Origin of the sequence: Nocardioides psychrotolerans, assembly GCF_943371775.1 — a bacterium.
GTDB classification, from domain to species: Bacteria; Actinomycetota; Actinomycetes; order Propionibacteriales; family Nocardioidaceae; genus Nocardioides; species Nocardioides psychrotolerans_A.
This window is the reverse complement of record NZ_CALRWD010000057.1, coordinates 16,862-29,285: the sequence shown is the minus strand read 5'-3', so window position 1 is coordinate 29,285 and position 12,424 is coordinate 16,862. Positions and strand designations below refer to the sequence as shown.

Genomic DNA, 12,424 nt, shown 5'->3' with positions numbered 1-12,424 from the left:
GGGAGCGGAGTACGGCACGACGACCGGCCGCCCGCGTCGCTGCGGCTGGTACGACGCGGTCATCGCCCGCTACGCCGCGCGCGTCAACGGCGTCACCGACTTCGTGCTCACCAAGCTCGACGTGCTCACCGGGCTCGAGCAGGTCCCGGTCTGCGTGGCCTACGACGTCGACGGCGTGCGTCACGACGAGATGCCGGTCAACCAGACCGACTTCCACCACGCGGTCCCGATCTACGAGTACCTCCCCGGGTGGTGGGAGGACATCAGCGCCTGCCGCACCTTCGAGGAGCTGCCGGCCAACGCGCAGGCCTACGTCAAGGCCGTCGAGGCCATGTCGGGTGCCCGGATCTCGGTGCTCGGCGTCGGCCCCAAGCGCGACGAGTCGATCGTGCTGCACGAGCTGATCTGACCCGGCTCAGGGTGGCGGCTCAGAAGGGCGGCCAGTAGATCCGCTCGAGCGTGCCCCGGCTCCGCTTGTCCTCGGACACCGGGCGCGGGTCGCCGCTGCTCACGCTGAACGCGTTGGTCGTGGACATGAGGATCACCAGCCCGCGGTCGCGGACGTAGGCGACCAGGTCGTCGTCGCCGTCCCCGTCCACGTCGCTGACGCTCACGCCGTCGGGGTAGCCGACCTCGTCGTAGTCCTCGGGCTCGGCGAGCCAGGTCCGGCCGGTCAATCCGCCGCCCGCCCAGGACCACACCCTGACCGACGGGCCGTCGTCGACGGCGACCAGCTCGTCGGTGCCGTCGCCGTCGAAGTCCCCCGCCCGCCAGTCGGCGTAGGAGTAGTCGTCCTGGGAGACCTGGGTCGGGCGCCCCGCGGGGCGCAGCCGCTTCCCGGTCGAGGCGAGGACCTCCAGCTGGAGCGGTCGGTCACCGACCTCGAACACGTGCACCAGGTCCGGCAGCCCGTCACCGGTGAGGTCGCCGAGGGCGAAGTCGTGGTCGTCGAGCAGGCCGGTCGGGGTGTCGGTGAGGAGCCAGCGCTCGGCGAGGCTGACGGAGCCGTCCTCCTGGCCACGTGCCAGCGTCACGGCGAGGCGTCCCGCCGCGGCGGTCGCCACCGCGACGTCGTCGAGGCCGTCGCCGTCGAAGTCGGCCACCATGGGGACGGAGTCGAAGAGGTCCCCGAACGCCGGTGTCTGCATGAGCGTGGTCGACGTCGCGCCCGCGGCCGTGTCGACGGTGATGCTCAGCGTGGGGTGGTCGCCCCCGACGTTGACGACGTCGAGGAGCCCGTCGCCGTCGACGTCGCCGACCGTGGCCTGGGGCTTCACCTGGCGCAGCGGTCGGGGGCCGCCCAGGGACGTCCCCTCGGAGTAGAACGCCCAGCCCTGCTCGTCGCCGACCGTCATCACGTCGCCGAGCCCGTCACCGTCCAGGTCGCCGGTGACCGGCTCCGACGGGGGAGCCGGGACCGGCTGCGTGGCCGGGCTCTCCGGCGTGGTCCCGCCCGTGCCGGCCGGTGCGTTGGTGCCGGGGTCGCCGGCCGAGGGCTCGTCCTCACCGCCCCGCAGGGCGATGGCCGCGCCCGTGCCGGCGGTGGCGAGCAGCACGGCGAGGGCGGCGCCGACGGCCAGGCGTCGTTGCCGGCGTCGACGGCCCAGCACGAGGGGCGGTGCGCTCGGGGTGGACGGGGTGAGCCCGCCCCCGAGGCCGCGCAGGTCGTCGCGCAACGCGGCGGCGGAGGGGTAGCGGTGGGCCGGGTCCTTGGCCAGGGACCGGGCGAGCACGACGTTGACGCGGCGGGTCAGCTCGTCCTCGCCGGGCAGCTGCGGCACCGGCTGCTGGAGGTGCGCCATCGCGACCTCGACGTCGGCCCCGGCATAGGGCGGCCGACCGGTGAGGCACTCGAAGAGCAGGCAGCCGACGGCGTAGACGTCGCTCAGCGGCCCGCCCGGCTGACCCGCGGCGCGCTCCGGGGCCAGGTAGTTCCAGGTGCCGGCGACGGCACCGGCGGTGGTCAGCCCCGAGGAGCCGGTGTCGGTGTGCGCGACACCGAAGTCGCAGAGGTAGACGTGCAACCGGTCCGTACGACGGTCGCGCAGCAGCACGTTGGCCGGCTTGACGTCGCGGTGCGTGACGCCCACCGCGTGGGCTGCGGTGAGCGCGTCGGCGACCTGGGCGCAGGCCCGGAAGGCGAGCGGGGGCGCGAGGGGGCCGCTGTCGCGCACGAGGGCGCCGAGGTCGCCACCGGCGGCGTGCTGGGTGACGAGGAAGGGCCGGCCGTCCTGCTCGCCGTGGTCGAAAATCGAGATGACGTGGGGGGAGTCGAGGCGCGCGAGCACCGTGGCCTCGCGCTCGAAGCGGCTCAGGAAGAGCGGCGAGTCCGAGCCGTGCGCCAGCATCACCTTCAGCGCGACCGGTCGTCGCAGCCGCAGGTCGGTCGCGGCGAAGACCATGCCCATGCCGCCCACGCCGAGCACGCCGTCGATGCGGTAGTGGCCGATCACCTCACCGGCGGCGGGGACCGCTCCGGCCGTCACGGGAAGGACCCGCCGAGCAGCGCGGGGCCGTAGGACTCCTCGAGGTCGTAGTCCCAGATCGCCCAGCGCGACGCGTTGCCGAACTGGTCCCCGGACGACTGCGCCACCTGGACCAGCGACCTGCCCTTGGCAGCGGAGGGACCCACGCTCAGCACGTCGTCCCTGCCGTCGCCGTCGTAGTCGCCCATCACGATGCTGCTGTCGAAGAAGTTGTTCGTCGGCAGCGGCAGCAGGCCGACGGCGAGCGCCTTGCCCATGCCGTCGCCGTAGTCGAGCACGGTGAGCTGGATGAAGTCGGTCTTGTTGAGCCCGACGACCAGCTCGTCGTCCTGGTCGCCGTCGACGTCGCCGGTGAGCGCCTCGAGGCCGATCTCGCTGACGAAGCGCCGCGGTCGCCCGTCCTCGCGGAAGGTGCCCTTGCCCGTGCCGAGGTAGGTCTGGGCGGTCGAGCGGTGCTGCTGGGGGTAGTCGACGCTGGGCGACGTCAGCACCAGGACGTCGGCCAGGCCGTCGCCGTCGTAGTCGCCGACCTCCACCTCCGCGATGCTGTAACCGGGGACGAGCTCGAGCGTCCGCCTGGTCGTGCCGAAGCGGCTGCCGTCGGACATCGACACCGACACCGTCATCCCGCGTTCCTCGCCCCAGGCCACGAGGACCAGGTCGTCGGTGCCGTCGCCGTCGACGTCGCCCGCGAAGGCCGTGCTGTAGAGGCCGCCCGCGGGTCTGCGGATCTCCTGGTCCACGGTGCCGCCGCCGCTGAGCTCGCCGACCAGCGTCGGGGCGACCCCGGCGTCGGTGGTCGTGAACACGTCCAGGACCTCGAGCCGGTCGTCGCCGTCGAAGTCCCCGATCACGGGTGAGTCGCTGCGGTCCTTCGGGCGCTCGGGACGGTCGACGACGGGGTCGACCAGGGCGCTGCCGTCGGAGGTCCACACCGTGCGCTCGTAGTAGGACGCGCCGCGCTCGGGGGCGATCAAGGACAGGATCGACAGGTCGGCGAAGCCGTCGCCGTCGACGTCCCCGCGGACGGGTCCCTCCGCGGCGGGTGCGCTGGTGGAGTCGGTCGGGTCGGTCGGGTCGGTCGGGGAGCCGGCGGAGATGCCACCCGTCGGGTCGGCCGACGCCGTCGTGCCGCCACCGGCGGTGGGGCCCGGGTCGTCGTCCCCGCCGAGCAGGGTCACCGCGGCGATGCCACCGGTCACGGCGAGGACGGCGAGGGCGGAGAGCGCGACGAGGGCCGCCGTACGACGCCGCGACGGGCGGGCGTCCCCGGTCAGGTGGCCGGGAGGCGGGGCCGTCGGGGGTGCGCTGCCCGGCATCGGGAGGGGCGTCGGGACGGGGGTCGGGGAGGGTGCCGACGCGCGCGCCGGGGTCGGCCGGACCCCGGCGGTGGGGAGGGCCGCGGCGACGAGGAGGTCGGCGCGCAGGGCGTCGGCGTCGCGGTAGCGCGAGCGGGGGTCCTTGGCGAGGGTGTTGGCGAGGATCGCGTTGACGTGGCGGGTGAACGGGTCGTCGCCGGCGAGCTGGGGGACCGGCGAGCGCTGGTGGGCGATCGCGATCTCGACGTCCGAGCCGCCGAAGGGCGCATGGCCGGTGAGGGCGGCCCAAAGCAGGCAGCCGGTCGCGTAGAGGTCCGAGGCGGGCGTGCCGACGGCTCCGGCGCCGACCTCGGGTGCGAGGTAGCTCCAGGTCCCCGAGACGGCACCCGGTGCGGTCAGGCCGTCGGCCTCGGTGCGCGCGATCCCGAAGTCGCAGAGGTAGGCGTGCAGGTCGAGGGTGTCGGCGTCGCGCAGGAGCACGTTGGTGGGCTTGACGTCGCGGTGGACCACGCCGGCACGGTGGGCGTCGGCGAGGGCGTCGGCGACCTGGGCGCAGACGGCGGCCGCGAGGGCCGGCGGCATCGGTCCGCGGGCGGCGATGAGCCCCCCGAGGTCCCCGCCGCCGACGTACTGCGTGGCGATGTAGGGGCAGCCGTCCTGCTCGCCGTAGTCGAAGATCGCGATGACGTGCGGGGAGTTGAGCCGCGCCAGGAGGGAGGCCTCGCGCTCGAAGCGGGCGAGGAACTCCGCGGAGCCGCCGAGCGAGGCGGAGACGACCTTGAGGGCGACCTGGCGGTCGAAGTCGGTGTCGGTGGCGCCGAACACCACCCCCATGCCGCCCTGGCCGATCTGGGAGTCGATGCGATAGCGGCCGAACTGGTCACCGACGCGGGGGAAGTGAGGCATGGACAGGTCCTTCCCGGGCAGAGGGCTGCGCAATCCTCGAGGCGCACTAGGCTGACGGCCCGTGAAGACCCTCGTCATCGGTACCGGCGGCCGTGAGCACGCCCTCGCCCGAGCGCTCTCCCTGGACCCCGGCGTCACCGAGGTCCACGCGGCGCCCGGCAACCCCGGCATCGCGTCGGTGGCAACGCTCCACGAGGTGGACCAGATGGACGGCGCTGCCGTGGCGGACCTGGCCGAGCGGCTGGGCGTCGACCTGGTGGTCGTCGGGCCCGAGGCCCCGCTGGTCGCGGGGGTCGCCGACGCCGTGACCGCACGCGGGATCGCGGTCTTCGGACCGTCCGGTGCCGCCGCGCAGCTCGAGGGCTCCAAGGCGTTCGCCAAGGAGGTCATGGAGGCGGCCGGGGTCCCGACCGCCCGGGCGTTCGTCTGCACCGACGCCGACCAGGTCGCGACGGCGTTGGACACCTTCGGCCCGCCCTACGTCGTCAAGGACGACGGGCTCGCCGCCGGCAAGGGCGTCGTCGTGACGCTCGACCGCCAGGAGGCCGCCGACCACGCTGCCGCCTGCGAGCGGGTCGTGATCGAGGAGTACCTCGACGGCCCCGAGGTCTCGCTCTTCGCCATCACCGACGGCACGACGGTCTACCCGCTCCAGCCCGCGCAGGACTTCAAGCGCATCGGTGACGGCGACGAGGGCCCCAACACCGGCGGCATGGGTGCCTACACGCCCCTGCCGTGGGCGCCCGCCGACCTGGTCGCCGAGGTGCTCGCCACCGTCCTCCAGCCGACCGTCGACGAGATGGCCTCGCGCGGCACGCCCTTCGCGGGACTGCTCTACGCCGGGCTGGCGCTCACCTCGCGCGGCACCCGGGTGGTGGAGTTCAACGCCCGCTTCGGCGACCCGGAGACCCAGCCCCTGATGGCCCTGCTCGACTCCCCGCTCTCGCCGCTGCTGATGGGTGCTGCGACCGGGACGCTGGCCGACGTGGCGTTCCCGCAGTGGAAGGCCGGCGCTGCCGTCGCGGTCGTCATGGCGAGTGCCGGCTATCCCGAGACCTCCTCCAGCGGCGACATCATCACGGGGCTGGACGCGGCCGAGGCCCACGACACGGTGCACGTCATCCACGCCGGCACGGCGATGCAGGGCGACGACCTGGTCACGGCCGGCGGGCGGGTCCTCGCCGTCATCGCGACCGGCCCGAGCGTCGCCGATGCTCGGGCGGCGGCGTACGTCGGCGTGGCCGACGTGACGTTCGACGGCGCCCAGCACCGGACGGACATCGCGGCGGGCATCTGACGAGGGCGGGCAGCTGACGTGGGCGGGGCTGGTGCCCGTCACGGAGACGGCTCCGCCACGCTAGTGAGAGGGGGCCAGGTGGCTCCTTCTCACTAGTGCTCGGGAGGGGTGCCTTCGCGGGGGTCCACGGGCTGCGGTGGGGATGCTGTGCAGTCGCGAGCAGCGTGCGAGCGACCCCGTTATGGAGACGGCTCCGCCACGCTAGTGAGAGGGGGCCAGGTGGCTCCTTCTCACTAGCGCTCGGGAGAGGTGCCTACGCGGGCGTCCACAGGCTGCAGTGGGGATGGTGGAAGGTGCCTCCGTCCCCTGCCTACCGTGCCTCGATGCAGGTAGATGACGCGGGCCACCGTCGGCTGCTCAGTGCGCGAGCAGCGTGCGAGCGACTCCGTGCCGTCGGGCTGAGTCGACGGCACGCCCAGCGCGTGCTCGACTCCGGACTAGCGGGTCCACCGACACGACTGCCCTCGGCGACGCTCTTCGACGCCGCGCGGGTGGAGCACCTCCTGACCTGGCCGACGCTCGAGGAGGCGGCGATCGATACAGCCTGCCCCTGGGGGCTCTTCGTCGGGCGGCGACCACCGGATCGCCCCTTGACCTCGCACGGGCAGTGGGACCGGGCCAGGGTGGAGTGGGACATGCCGGCGATCACCGGCGCGTGGATCCGGATCTGCGTCGATCGGCACGGCTTCTTCCCCTTCGTCCAGACGGTGGGCGGTTTCGTCGCCCTGGGTGCCGACATCGTCGACGTCCGCGTCGTGGCCCACGGCGACGGCGGACTGCAGCAGCGCGAGCGAAGGCTGCTGCTGCGCGAGCCGGGGGCGTGGTTCGACGCGCTGCAGCAGCGGCGACTGGTCACGGGGGCGGGCCCGCCCTACCTGATCCGCGGCTGGCACCCCACGGCCGGCGGAGGCCCCGGCTGGGGCGTGGGACACTGCAGCCCGTGACCGCACCCCACGTCCCCAACGTTCTCGCCACCCGCTATGCCGGGGCCGACCTCGCGCAGATCTGGTCGCCCGAGCACAAGATCGTGCTCGAGCGGCACCTGTGGATCGCGGTCCTCCGCGCCCAGCGTGACCTCGGCATCGAGGTGCCCGACGGCGTGATCGAGGCCTACGAGGCCGTCGTCGACCAGGTCGACCTCGACTCCATCGCCGCTCGTGAGCGGATCACCCGCCACGACGTGAAGGCGCGCATCGAGGAGTTCTCCGCGCTCGCCGGCCACGAGCACATCCACAAGGGCATGACCTCGCGCGACCTGACGGAGAACGTCGAGCAGCTGCAGCTCAAGCAGTCCCTCGAGCTCCTGCGCGACCGCGCGGTCGCCGCGCTGGTCCGCCTCGCGCGGCTGGCCGCCGAGCACGAGACCACGGTCATGGCCGGGCGATCGCACAACGTGGCCGCCCAGGCGACCACCCTCGGCAAGCGCTTCGCCACCGTCGCCGACGAGATGCTGATCGGTGTCGAGCGCATCGAGGACCTGCTGCGTCGCTACCCGCTGCGGGGCATCAAGGGCCCGATGGGCACGGCCCAGGACATGCTCGACCTGCTCGACGGCGACGAGTCCAAGCTGGCCGCGCTCGAGGAGGGCGTTGCCCGCCACCTCGGCTTCGAGCGGGTGCTGACGTCGGTCGGCCAGGTCTATCCCCGCTCGCTGGACTTCGACGTGCTCTCCGCGGTCGTGCAGCTCGTGGCCGGCCCGTCCAACCTCGCCACGACGATCCGCCTCATGGCCGGCAACGAGATCGTCACCGAGGGCTTCAAGGAGGGCCAGGTCGGCTCGTCCGCGATGCCGCACAAGATGAACACCCGCTCCTGCGAGCGGGTCAACGGCCTGGCCGTCGTCACCCGCGGCTACCTCTCGATGGTGGGCGAGCTCGCCGGCGACCAGTGGAACGAGGGCGACGTCTCGTGCTCCGTCGTACGCCGGGTGGCGCTGCCCGACGCCTTCTTCGCCGCCGACGGGCTCTTCCAGACCTTCCTGACCGTGCTCGACGAGTTCGGTGCGTTCCCCGCGGTGATCCAGCGCGAGCTCGACCGCTACCTGCCGTTCCTGGCCACGACCAAGGTGCTGATGGCAGCGGTGCGCAACGGGGTCGGCCGTGAGACCGCCCACGAGGCCATCAAGGAGGCGGCGGTCGGCACCGCGCTGGCGATGCGTCAGGGGCAGGCCGCCAACGACGTGTTCGCCAAGCTGGCCGCCGACGAGCGCCTCGGCCTGACGGCGGCACAGCTGGAGTCCCTGGTCGCCGACCCGATCACGTTCACCGGCGCCGCGGTGCACCAGACGCAGGTGGTCTGCCGCCGCGTCGCCGAGCTCGCCGAGCGCCACCCGGTCGGTGCCGCCTACACGCCCGGCGCGATCCTCTAGGCCCTCGCCACCGGCCGCGGCTGCGGCTGGCAGCATGAGGGCATGACTGCCTACTGGATCAGCCTCTACCGGGAGATCACCGACGAGGCGAAGCTCGCGGCCTATGCGCAGCTCGCCGGCCCGGCGCTGACGGGTGCCGGCGGGACGTTCCTGGCGCGCGGGATGCCCGAGCAGACCTACGAGGCCGGCGAGGCGACCCGCTCGGTGCTCATCGAGTTCGACTCCGTCGACGCCGCCCGCGCGGCCCACGACAGCCCGGCCTACCAGGAGGCGCTCGCAGCCCTCGACGGCGGCGCCGTCCGGGACCTGCGGATCGTGCCTGGCGTCTAGGGCTTGCCCCGGGTCGGGTCACTCTCGAAGGCCGGACGCATGCGGAGGTCGTCGGCCGGGTGGGTCGGGGCGCAGCACGACTGCCGCACGGCGCCGTGCCTGCGCGACAGGATGGTCAGGCCCAGCACGACCAGCACGAAGCCACCGAGGACCACGATCGCCACCACGTCTGCGTCCCCGGCCTAGGAGTAGCGGTGGCTCTTGGCCGCGTGGCCCTGCTCGCGCGTGCAGGTCTTGCCGCCCATGTTGCGGTGGCCGCAGAGCTCCTCGGAGCCCGACGGTGCCGCAGCGGCGGCCTTGGCGGGCGCCCGCTTGGCGGGTGCCTTCTTCGCGGTGCCGGCCGGGGTCTCCCTCGGCGCGACCGGGGGTCGCTCGGCCTTCTTGGCGGGCGCCGCGGCCCGGGCTGCTGCGTAGCGGGCCTCGCGCATCGCGCGCAGGCCGTCCATCTTGCTCATCGTCCACTCACGTCGCAGACCTTAGTCGCCGCCACCGACAGCGCCGACGGGGCACGGGCGCTGCCCGTGCGGGCGGTGGGGGCGGTGGGGGCGGTGTGGGCAGGCACACAGCCCGGGGCGGCCTCGTCGGTTTGCCGCCCGGACGAGCGAGCGGCGACCATCGCAGGCATGACGTCTCCGGTCACCGTGTCGATCACCCGCCACCTCGAGGCGGGCCACGAGGCCGAGATGGTGAGCTGGCTGTCGGCCGGCATGGCGCTGGCCGAGCGGTTCCCTGGCTTCCTCGGCGCCGGCTGGGTGCGGCCCGACACCGACTCCGAGACCTGGCACATGCTCTACCGCTTCGCCGACCACGACGCCCTGCTGCACTGGGAGCAGTCGCCCCAGCGTGCCTGGTGGCGCTCGTCGGCCTCGGGTCTCGGCGTGGTCGAGTCGCGGGTGGAGAAGCGCACGGGCATCGAGGGCTGGTTCGACCAGCCGACCGCGAGCGACGTGAGCGACCTGCGACCTGCCCCCGCGGCACCGCCGCGGTGGAAGCAGGCCTGCGTGATCTTCCTGATCTTCTTCCCGCTGAGCCTGCTGGTGAACTGGCTGGGCTCGACCCTGCTGCCCGATCTGCTGCTGCCGCTGCGGGTGCTGCTCTCGGTGGTGGTGATGACTCCGGTGATGACCTACGTGGCGCTCCCGTGGATCACCCGCCGCATGGAGTGGTGGCTGCACGGACGCCCGGCGCCCTGGCGTCGTACGACGACGGCCTGATCAGGCCCGTCGGTCAGGCTCGGGCGTCCCCGCCCCAGTTGGCGAGCTTGGTCGCCACGGTGTGCAGGTCGGCGCGCCAGACGTCCTCGGGGCCCGGTGGCAGGATGTCGTCCCACTCGAGCGCGGTCGAGCCGAGCACGTTGGTCAGTCGTGCGGTGCGCGCGAAGAACCAGACGTGCAGGTGGGCGCCGCCGTCACCCCAGCGGTCGACGTGGACGCGACCGATCTCCGGCAGGTTCTCCATGATCCGCACCAGGCGGTTGGAGATGCGGCCGAGCTGCGAGGCAAGCTCGTCGTCGAGGTCGCCGAGGTCGAGGTGCTCGCGGGTGTGCAGCGTGAGCACGAGCGGCAGGCCCGAGGGCTTGCCGCCGTGGGTCAGCACCCAGAACTCGTCCTCCCACACGACCCGCTCCGGGTCGGGCGAGGTGCAGGCGCCGCAGGGCTTCTCGTCGCTGTCGCCGAAGCGGACGGGCTCGTCGCTCGGCGGCTGGAGGACCTTCGGTGCGAAGGAGCCGTCGACCACCTCCCACGGGAAGATGTCCCAGTCGCCGACCGGCGGCATGGGCAGGCGACCGTCGGTCCCGACGGCGGCGACGACTCGGGCGTAGACCTCTTCGGCAGACTCCGGCATGGCCCAACTGTGCCACTGCTGCTCGTGGACTCCGGACGCGGCCCGGCAGGGCCGCACCCCTAGGCTGGTCACGTGGCCGACCTGAACATCCCCGAGGCGCCGGTCATCCCGGGCGCCACCCACCTGCACTCGGGCAAGGTGCGCGACCTCTACGTCCTCGAGTCGGGCGACCTGCTCATGGTCGCCAGCGACCGGATCTCGATCTTCGACTTCGTCCTCGACTCGACCATCCCCGACAAGGGGGAGATCCTGACGCGGATGTCGCTGTGGTGGTTCGACCAGCTCTCCGGGGTCGTCGCCAACCACGTGCTGTCCACCGACGTCCCCGACGTGGTGCGCGGGCGGGCCGTGGTGTGCCGCAAGCTCGACATGTATCCCGTCGAGTGCGTGGCCCGCGGCTACCTCACCGGCTCCGGGCTGGTCGACTACCGCGCGACGGGCGAGGTCTGCGGCGTCGCGCTGCCGCCGGGACTCGAGGACGGCAGTCGCCTCGACGCCGCGATCTTCACGCCCGCGACCAAGGCCGCCCTGGGCGACCACGACGAGAACGTGTCGTACGCCGCCGTGGTGGCCGAGGTGGGCGCGCCGGTCGCCGAGCGGCTGCGCGACCTGACCCTCGAGGTCTACGCCCGGGCCGAGTCGATCGCCCGGGAGCGGGGCATCGTCCTCGCCGACACCAAGCTCGAGTTCGGCGCCGACCACGACGGCACGATGGTGCTCGGCGACGAGGTCCTGACGCCCGACTCGTCGCGCTTCTGGCCGGCCGACCAGTGGCAGCCGGGTCGCACCCAGCCGTCGTACGACAAGCAGATCGTGCGCAACTGGGCGCTCTCGGCGGAGTCCGGCTGGGACAAGGCGTCCGGCGACGCGCCGCCGCCCCTGCCGCCCGAGGTCGTCGAGCGCACCCGCGCCCGCTACGTCGAGGCCTACGAGCTGCTGACCGGAGAGACGTTCTGATGCACTTCCCCGTGAGCCCCGAGATCGCCTTCGACTACCTCGCCGACCCGGTCAACCGGCCGGAGTGGCAGTCCAGCCTCAAGGCGGTCGAGGGCATCGACGGCCTGGTCGGCGTCGGGCAGAGCTGGACAGACGTGACGGTGCCGGGCCTGCGCCCGCTCATGGAGACGACCGAGCTCGACCGCCCGCGGCGCTGGACCGAGCGCGGCACCTGGCGGATGGTCACCGCCGAGCTGACGCTGGAGTTCGCCCCGGCGCCCGGCGGTTGCGAGGTCGGCGTGCGGATGCACCTCGAGGCGACCGGCCTGCTGCGTCCCGTGGGTCCGGTGCTGACCCGGCTCTCGCCCCTGGCGGTGCGCTCCGACCTGAAGCGGGCCGCGGCGATCCTGGCGAAGCGCCACCCCGCCTGAGGGCAGCCCCGCCTGAAGCCTCACTCCGAGCCGATCGACTCCCGGGCCGCACGGGTGGCCGCGACGACCTCCTCGAGGAACGTCGCGATGGTCTCGAGGTCCGCCTCGCTGCGTGCGGCGACGACCGGGGCGAGGTGGGTCGCCAGGCGACCGAACATCGCGCCGCCGACCTCCAGGGCGTGGTCGGTGATCTCCACGACGACCGAGCGCCGGTCGGTGGGGTGAGGGGTGCGCACGACGTGGCCCAGCTTCTCGAGCCGGTCGAGCATCGCCGACGTCGCCGGTGCGCTGAGCTGGAGCGCGGCGCTGATCTGGCCCGGTGTGGGGTGCTCCCCGGCCTGGCCGCGGTCCATGACGAGGGCCAGCCCGGCCAGGTCGGTGCGGTGCATCTCGGCCTCGCGGCCGGCCGCCCCGACATAGAGCTCCGACTCGTTGGCGAAGCCACGCAGGCTGCGGACGACCCGCAGCGCGTGCGGTGACCGCGGCTTGTCCTCGTGCATTCCCAC

At 73.3% G+C, this 12,424-nt stretch carries 14 protein-coding genes; 8 read left to right on the top strand and 6 right to left on the bottom strand.

Annotated features, from left to right (window positions below):
- The coding region (locus AAG827_RS15585) for an adenylosuccinate synthetase (RefSeq protein ID WP_341927043.1) at positions 1–409 on the top strand (409 nt) is incomplete at its 5' end.
- A gap of 19 nt (positions 410–428) precedes the next feature.
- On the opposite strand, the gene AAG827_RS15580 is transcribed toward AAG827_RS15585, so the two are convergent.
- A complete protein-coding gene (locus AAG827_RS15580; protein ID WP_341927042.1) occupies positions 429–2,486 on the bottom strand; it encodes a serine/threonine-protein kinase in 2,058 nt (685 codons plus the stop codon).
- Positions 2,483–4,711 carry a protein kinase gene (locus tag AAG827_RS15575; RefSeq protein ID WP_341927041.1) on the bottom strand — a complete coding sequence of 743 codons (2,229 nt, stop codon included), beginning with the start codon at positions 4,709–4,711 and terminating at the stop codon, positions 2,483–2,485. Before AAG827_RS15575 ends, AAG827_RS15580 begins: the two co-directional genes overlap by 4 nt.
- Before the next feature lie 61 nt (positions 4,712–4,772).
- Here AAG827_RS15575 and purD point away from each other — a divergent pair, with 61 nt between their 5' ends.
- The 4 genes from purD (at position 4,773) to AAG827_RS15555 (ending at position 8,706) form a co-directional block, all read left to right on the top strand.
- Entirely contained in the window at positions 4,773–6,008 is a 1,236-nt protein-coding gene (gene purD / locus AAG827_RS15570; protein ID WP_341927040.1) for a phosphoribosylamine--glycine ligase, read from the top strand.
- A 323-nt stretch (positions 6,009–6,331) separates the two neighbouring features.
- The gene (locus AAG827_RS15565) at positions 6,332–6,952 is read left to right on the top strand and encodes a hypothetical protein (RefSeq protein ID WP_341927039.1); all 621 of its coding nucleotides are present in this window, start codon (positions 6,332–6,334) and stop codon (positions 6,950–6,952) included.
- A complete protein-coding gene (gene purB, locus AAG827_RS15560) occupies positions 6,949–8,376 on the top strand; it encodes an adenylosuccinate lyase (protein WP_341927038.1) in 1,428 nt (475 codons plus the stop codon). Before AAG827_RS15565 ends, purB begins: the two co-directional genes overlap by 4 nt.
- Positions 8,377–8,418: 42 nt before the next feature.
- Positions 8,419–8,706 (top strand): DUF1330 domain-containing protein, encoded by a 288-nt coding sequence (locus tag AAG827_RS15555; protein WP_341927037.1) that lies wholly within the window; start codon positions 8,419–8,421, stop codon positions 8,704–8,706.
- Here AAG827_RS15555 and AAG827_RS15550 read toward each other — a convergent pair.
- Both AAG827_RS15550 and AAG827_RS15545 read right to left on the bottom strand, forming a co-directional pair.
- The gene (locus tag AAG827_RS15550) at positions 8,703–8,870 is read right to left on the bottom strand and encodes a hypothetical protein (RefSeq protein WP_341927036.1); all 168 of its coding nucleotides are present in this window, start codon (positions 8,868–8,870) and stop codon (positions 8,703–8,705) included. The genes AAG827_RS15555 and AAG827_RS15550 overlap by 4 nt on opposite strands.
- A gap of 18 nt (positions 8,871–8,888) precedes the next feature.
- Positions 8,889–9,161, bottom strand: a complete 273-nt coding sequence (locus tag AAG827_RS15545) for a hypothetical protein (RefSeq protein ID WP_341927035.1) — start codon at positions 9,159–9,161, stop codon at positions 8,889–8,891.
- A 168-nt stretch (positions 9,162–9,329) separates the two neighbouring features.
- Between AAG827_RS15545 and AAG827_RS15540 the strand changes: the two genes are divergently transcribed.
- The gene (locus AAG827_RS15540; protein WP_341927034.1) at positions 9,330–9,920 is read left to right on the top strand and encodes an antibiotic biosynthesis monooxygenase; all 591 of its coding nucleotides are present in this window, start codon (positions 9,330–9,332) and stop codon (positions 9,918–9,920) included.
- 13 nt (positions 9,921–9,933) lie between these two features.
- Here the strand turns inward: AAG827_RS15540 and AAG827_RS15535 are convergent, their stop codons facing one another.
- Positions 9,934–10,551 carry a hypothetical protein gene (locus AAG827_RS15535; RefSeq protein ID WP_341927033.1) on the bottom strand — a complete coding sequence of 206 codons (618 nt, stop codon included), beginning with the start codon at positions 10,549–10,551 and terminating at the stop codon, positions 9,934–9,936.
- Positions 10,552–10,623: 72 nt separating this feature from the next.
- On the opposite strand from AAG827_RS15535, the gene AAG827_RS15530 reads away from it, so the two are divergent.
- Both AAG827_RS15530 and AAG827_RS15525 read left to right on the top strand, forming a co-directional pair.
- Positions 10,624–11,508 (top strand): phosphoribosylaminoimidazolesuccinocarboxamide synthase, encoded by an 885-nt coding sequence (locus AAG827_RS15530; RefSeq protein WP_341927032.1) that lies wholly within the window; start codon positions 10,624–10,626, stop codon positions 11,506–11,508.
- Positions 11,508–11,918 (top strand): SRPBCC family protein, encoded by a 411-nt coding sequence (locus AAG827_RS15525; protein ID WP_341927031.1) that lies wholly within the window; start codon positions 11,508–11,510, stop codon positions 11,916–11,918. Before AAG827_RS15530 ends, AAG827_RS15525 begins: the two co-directional genes overlap by 1 nt.
- 20 nt (positions 11,919–11,938) lie before the next feature.
- Here AAG827_RS15525 and AAG827_RS15520 read toward each other — a convergent pair whose 3' ends face one another.
- Positions 11,939–12,418 (bottom strand): MarR family transcriptional regulator, encoded by a 480-nt coding sequence (locus AAG827_RS15520; RefSeq protein WP_341927030.1) that lies wholly within the window; start codon positions 12,416–12,418, stop codon positions 11,939–11,941.
- Positions 12,419–12,424 lie beyond the last annotated feature (6 nt).

Bases quoted from the DNA above. Each gene is read 5' to 3' on its own strand.
- AAG827_RS15520 (WP_341927030.1), bottom strand. From the start codon at position 12,418: ATGCACGAGGACAAGCCGCGGTCACCGCACGCGCTGCGGGTCGTCCGC.
- AAG827_RS15540 (WP_341927034.1), top strand. From the start codon at position 9,330: ATGACGTCTCCGGTCACCGTGTCGATCACCCGCCACCTCGAGGCGGGC.
- AAG827_RS15575 (WP_341927041.1), bottom strand. From the start codon at position 4,711: ATGCCTCACTTCCCCCGCGTCGGTGACCAGTTCGGCCGCTATCGCATC.
- AAG827_RS15545 (WP_341927035.1), bottom strand. From the start codon at position 9,161: ATGAGCAAGATGGACGGCCTGCGCGCGATGCGCGAGGCCCGCTACGCA.
- AAG827_RS15535 (WP_341927033.1), bottom strand. From the start codon at position 10,551: ATGCCGGAGTCTGCCGAAGAGGTCTACGCCCGAGTCGTCGCCGCCGTC.
- AAG827_RS15565 (WP_341927039.1), top strand. From the start codon at position 6,332: ATGCAGGTAGATGACGCGGGCCACCGTCGGCTGCTCAGTGCGCGAGCA.
- AAG827_RS15555 (WP_341927037.1), top strand. From the start codon at position 8,419: ATGACTGCCTACTGGATCAGCCTCTACCGGGAGATCACCGACGAGGCG.
- AAG827_RS15525 (WP_341927031.1), top strand. From the start codon at position 11,508: ATGCACTTCCCCGTGAGCCCCGAGATCGCCTTCGACTACCTCGCCGAC.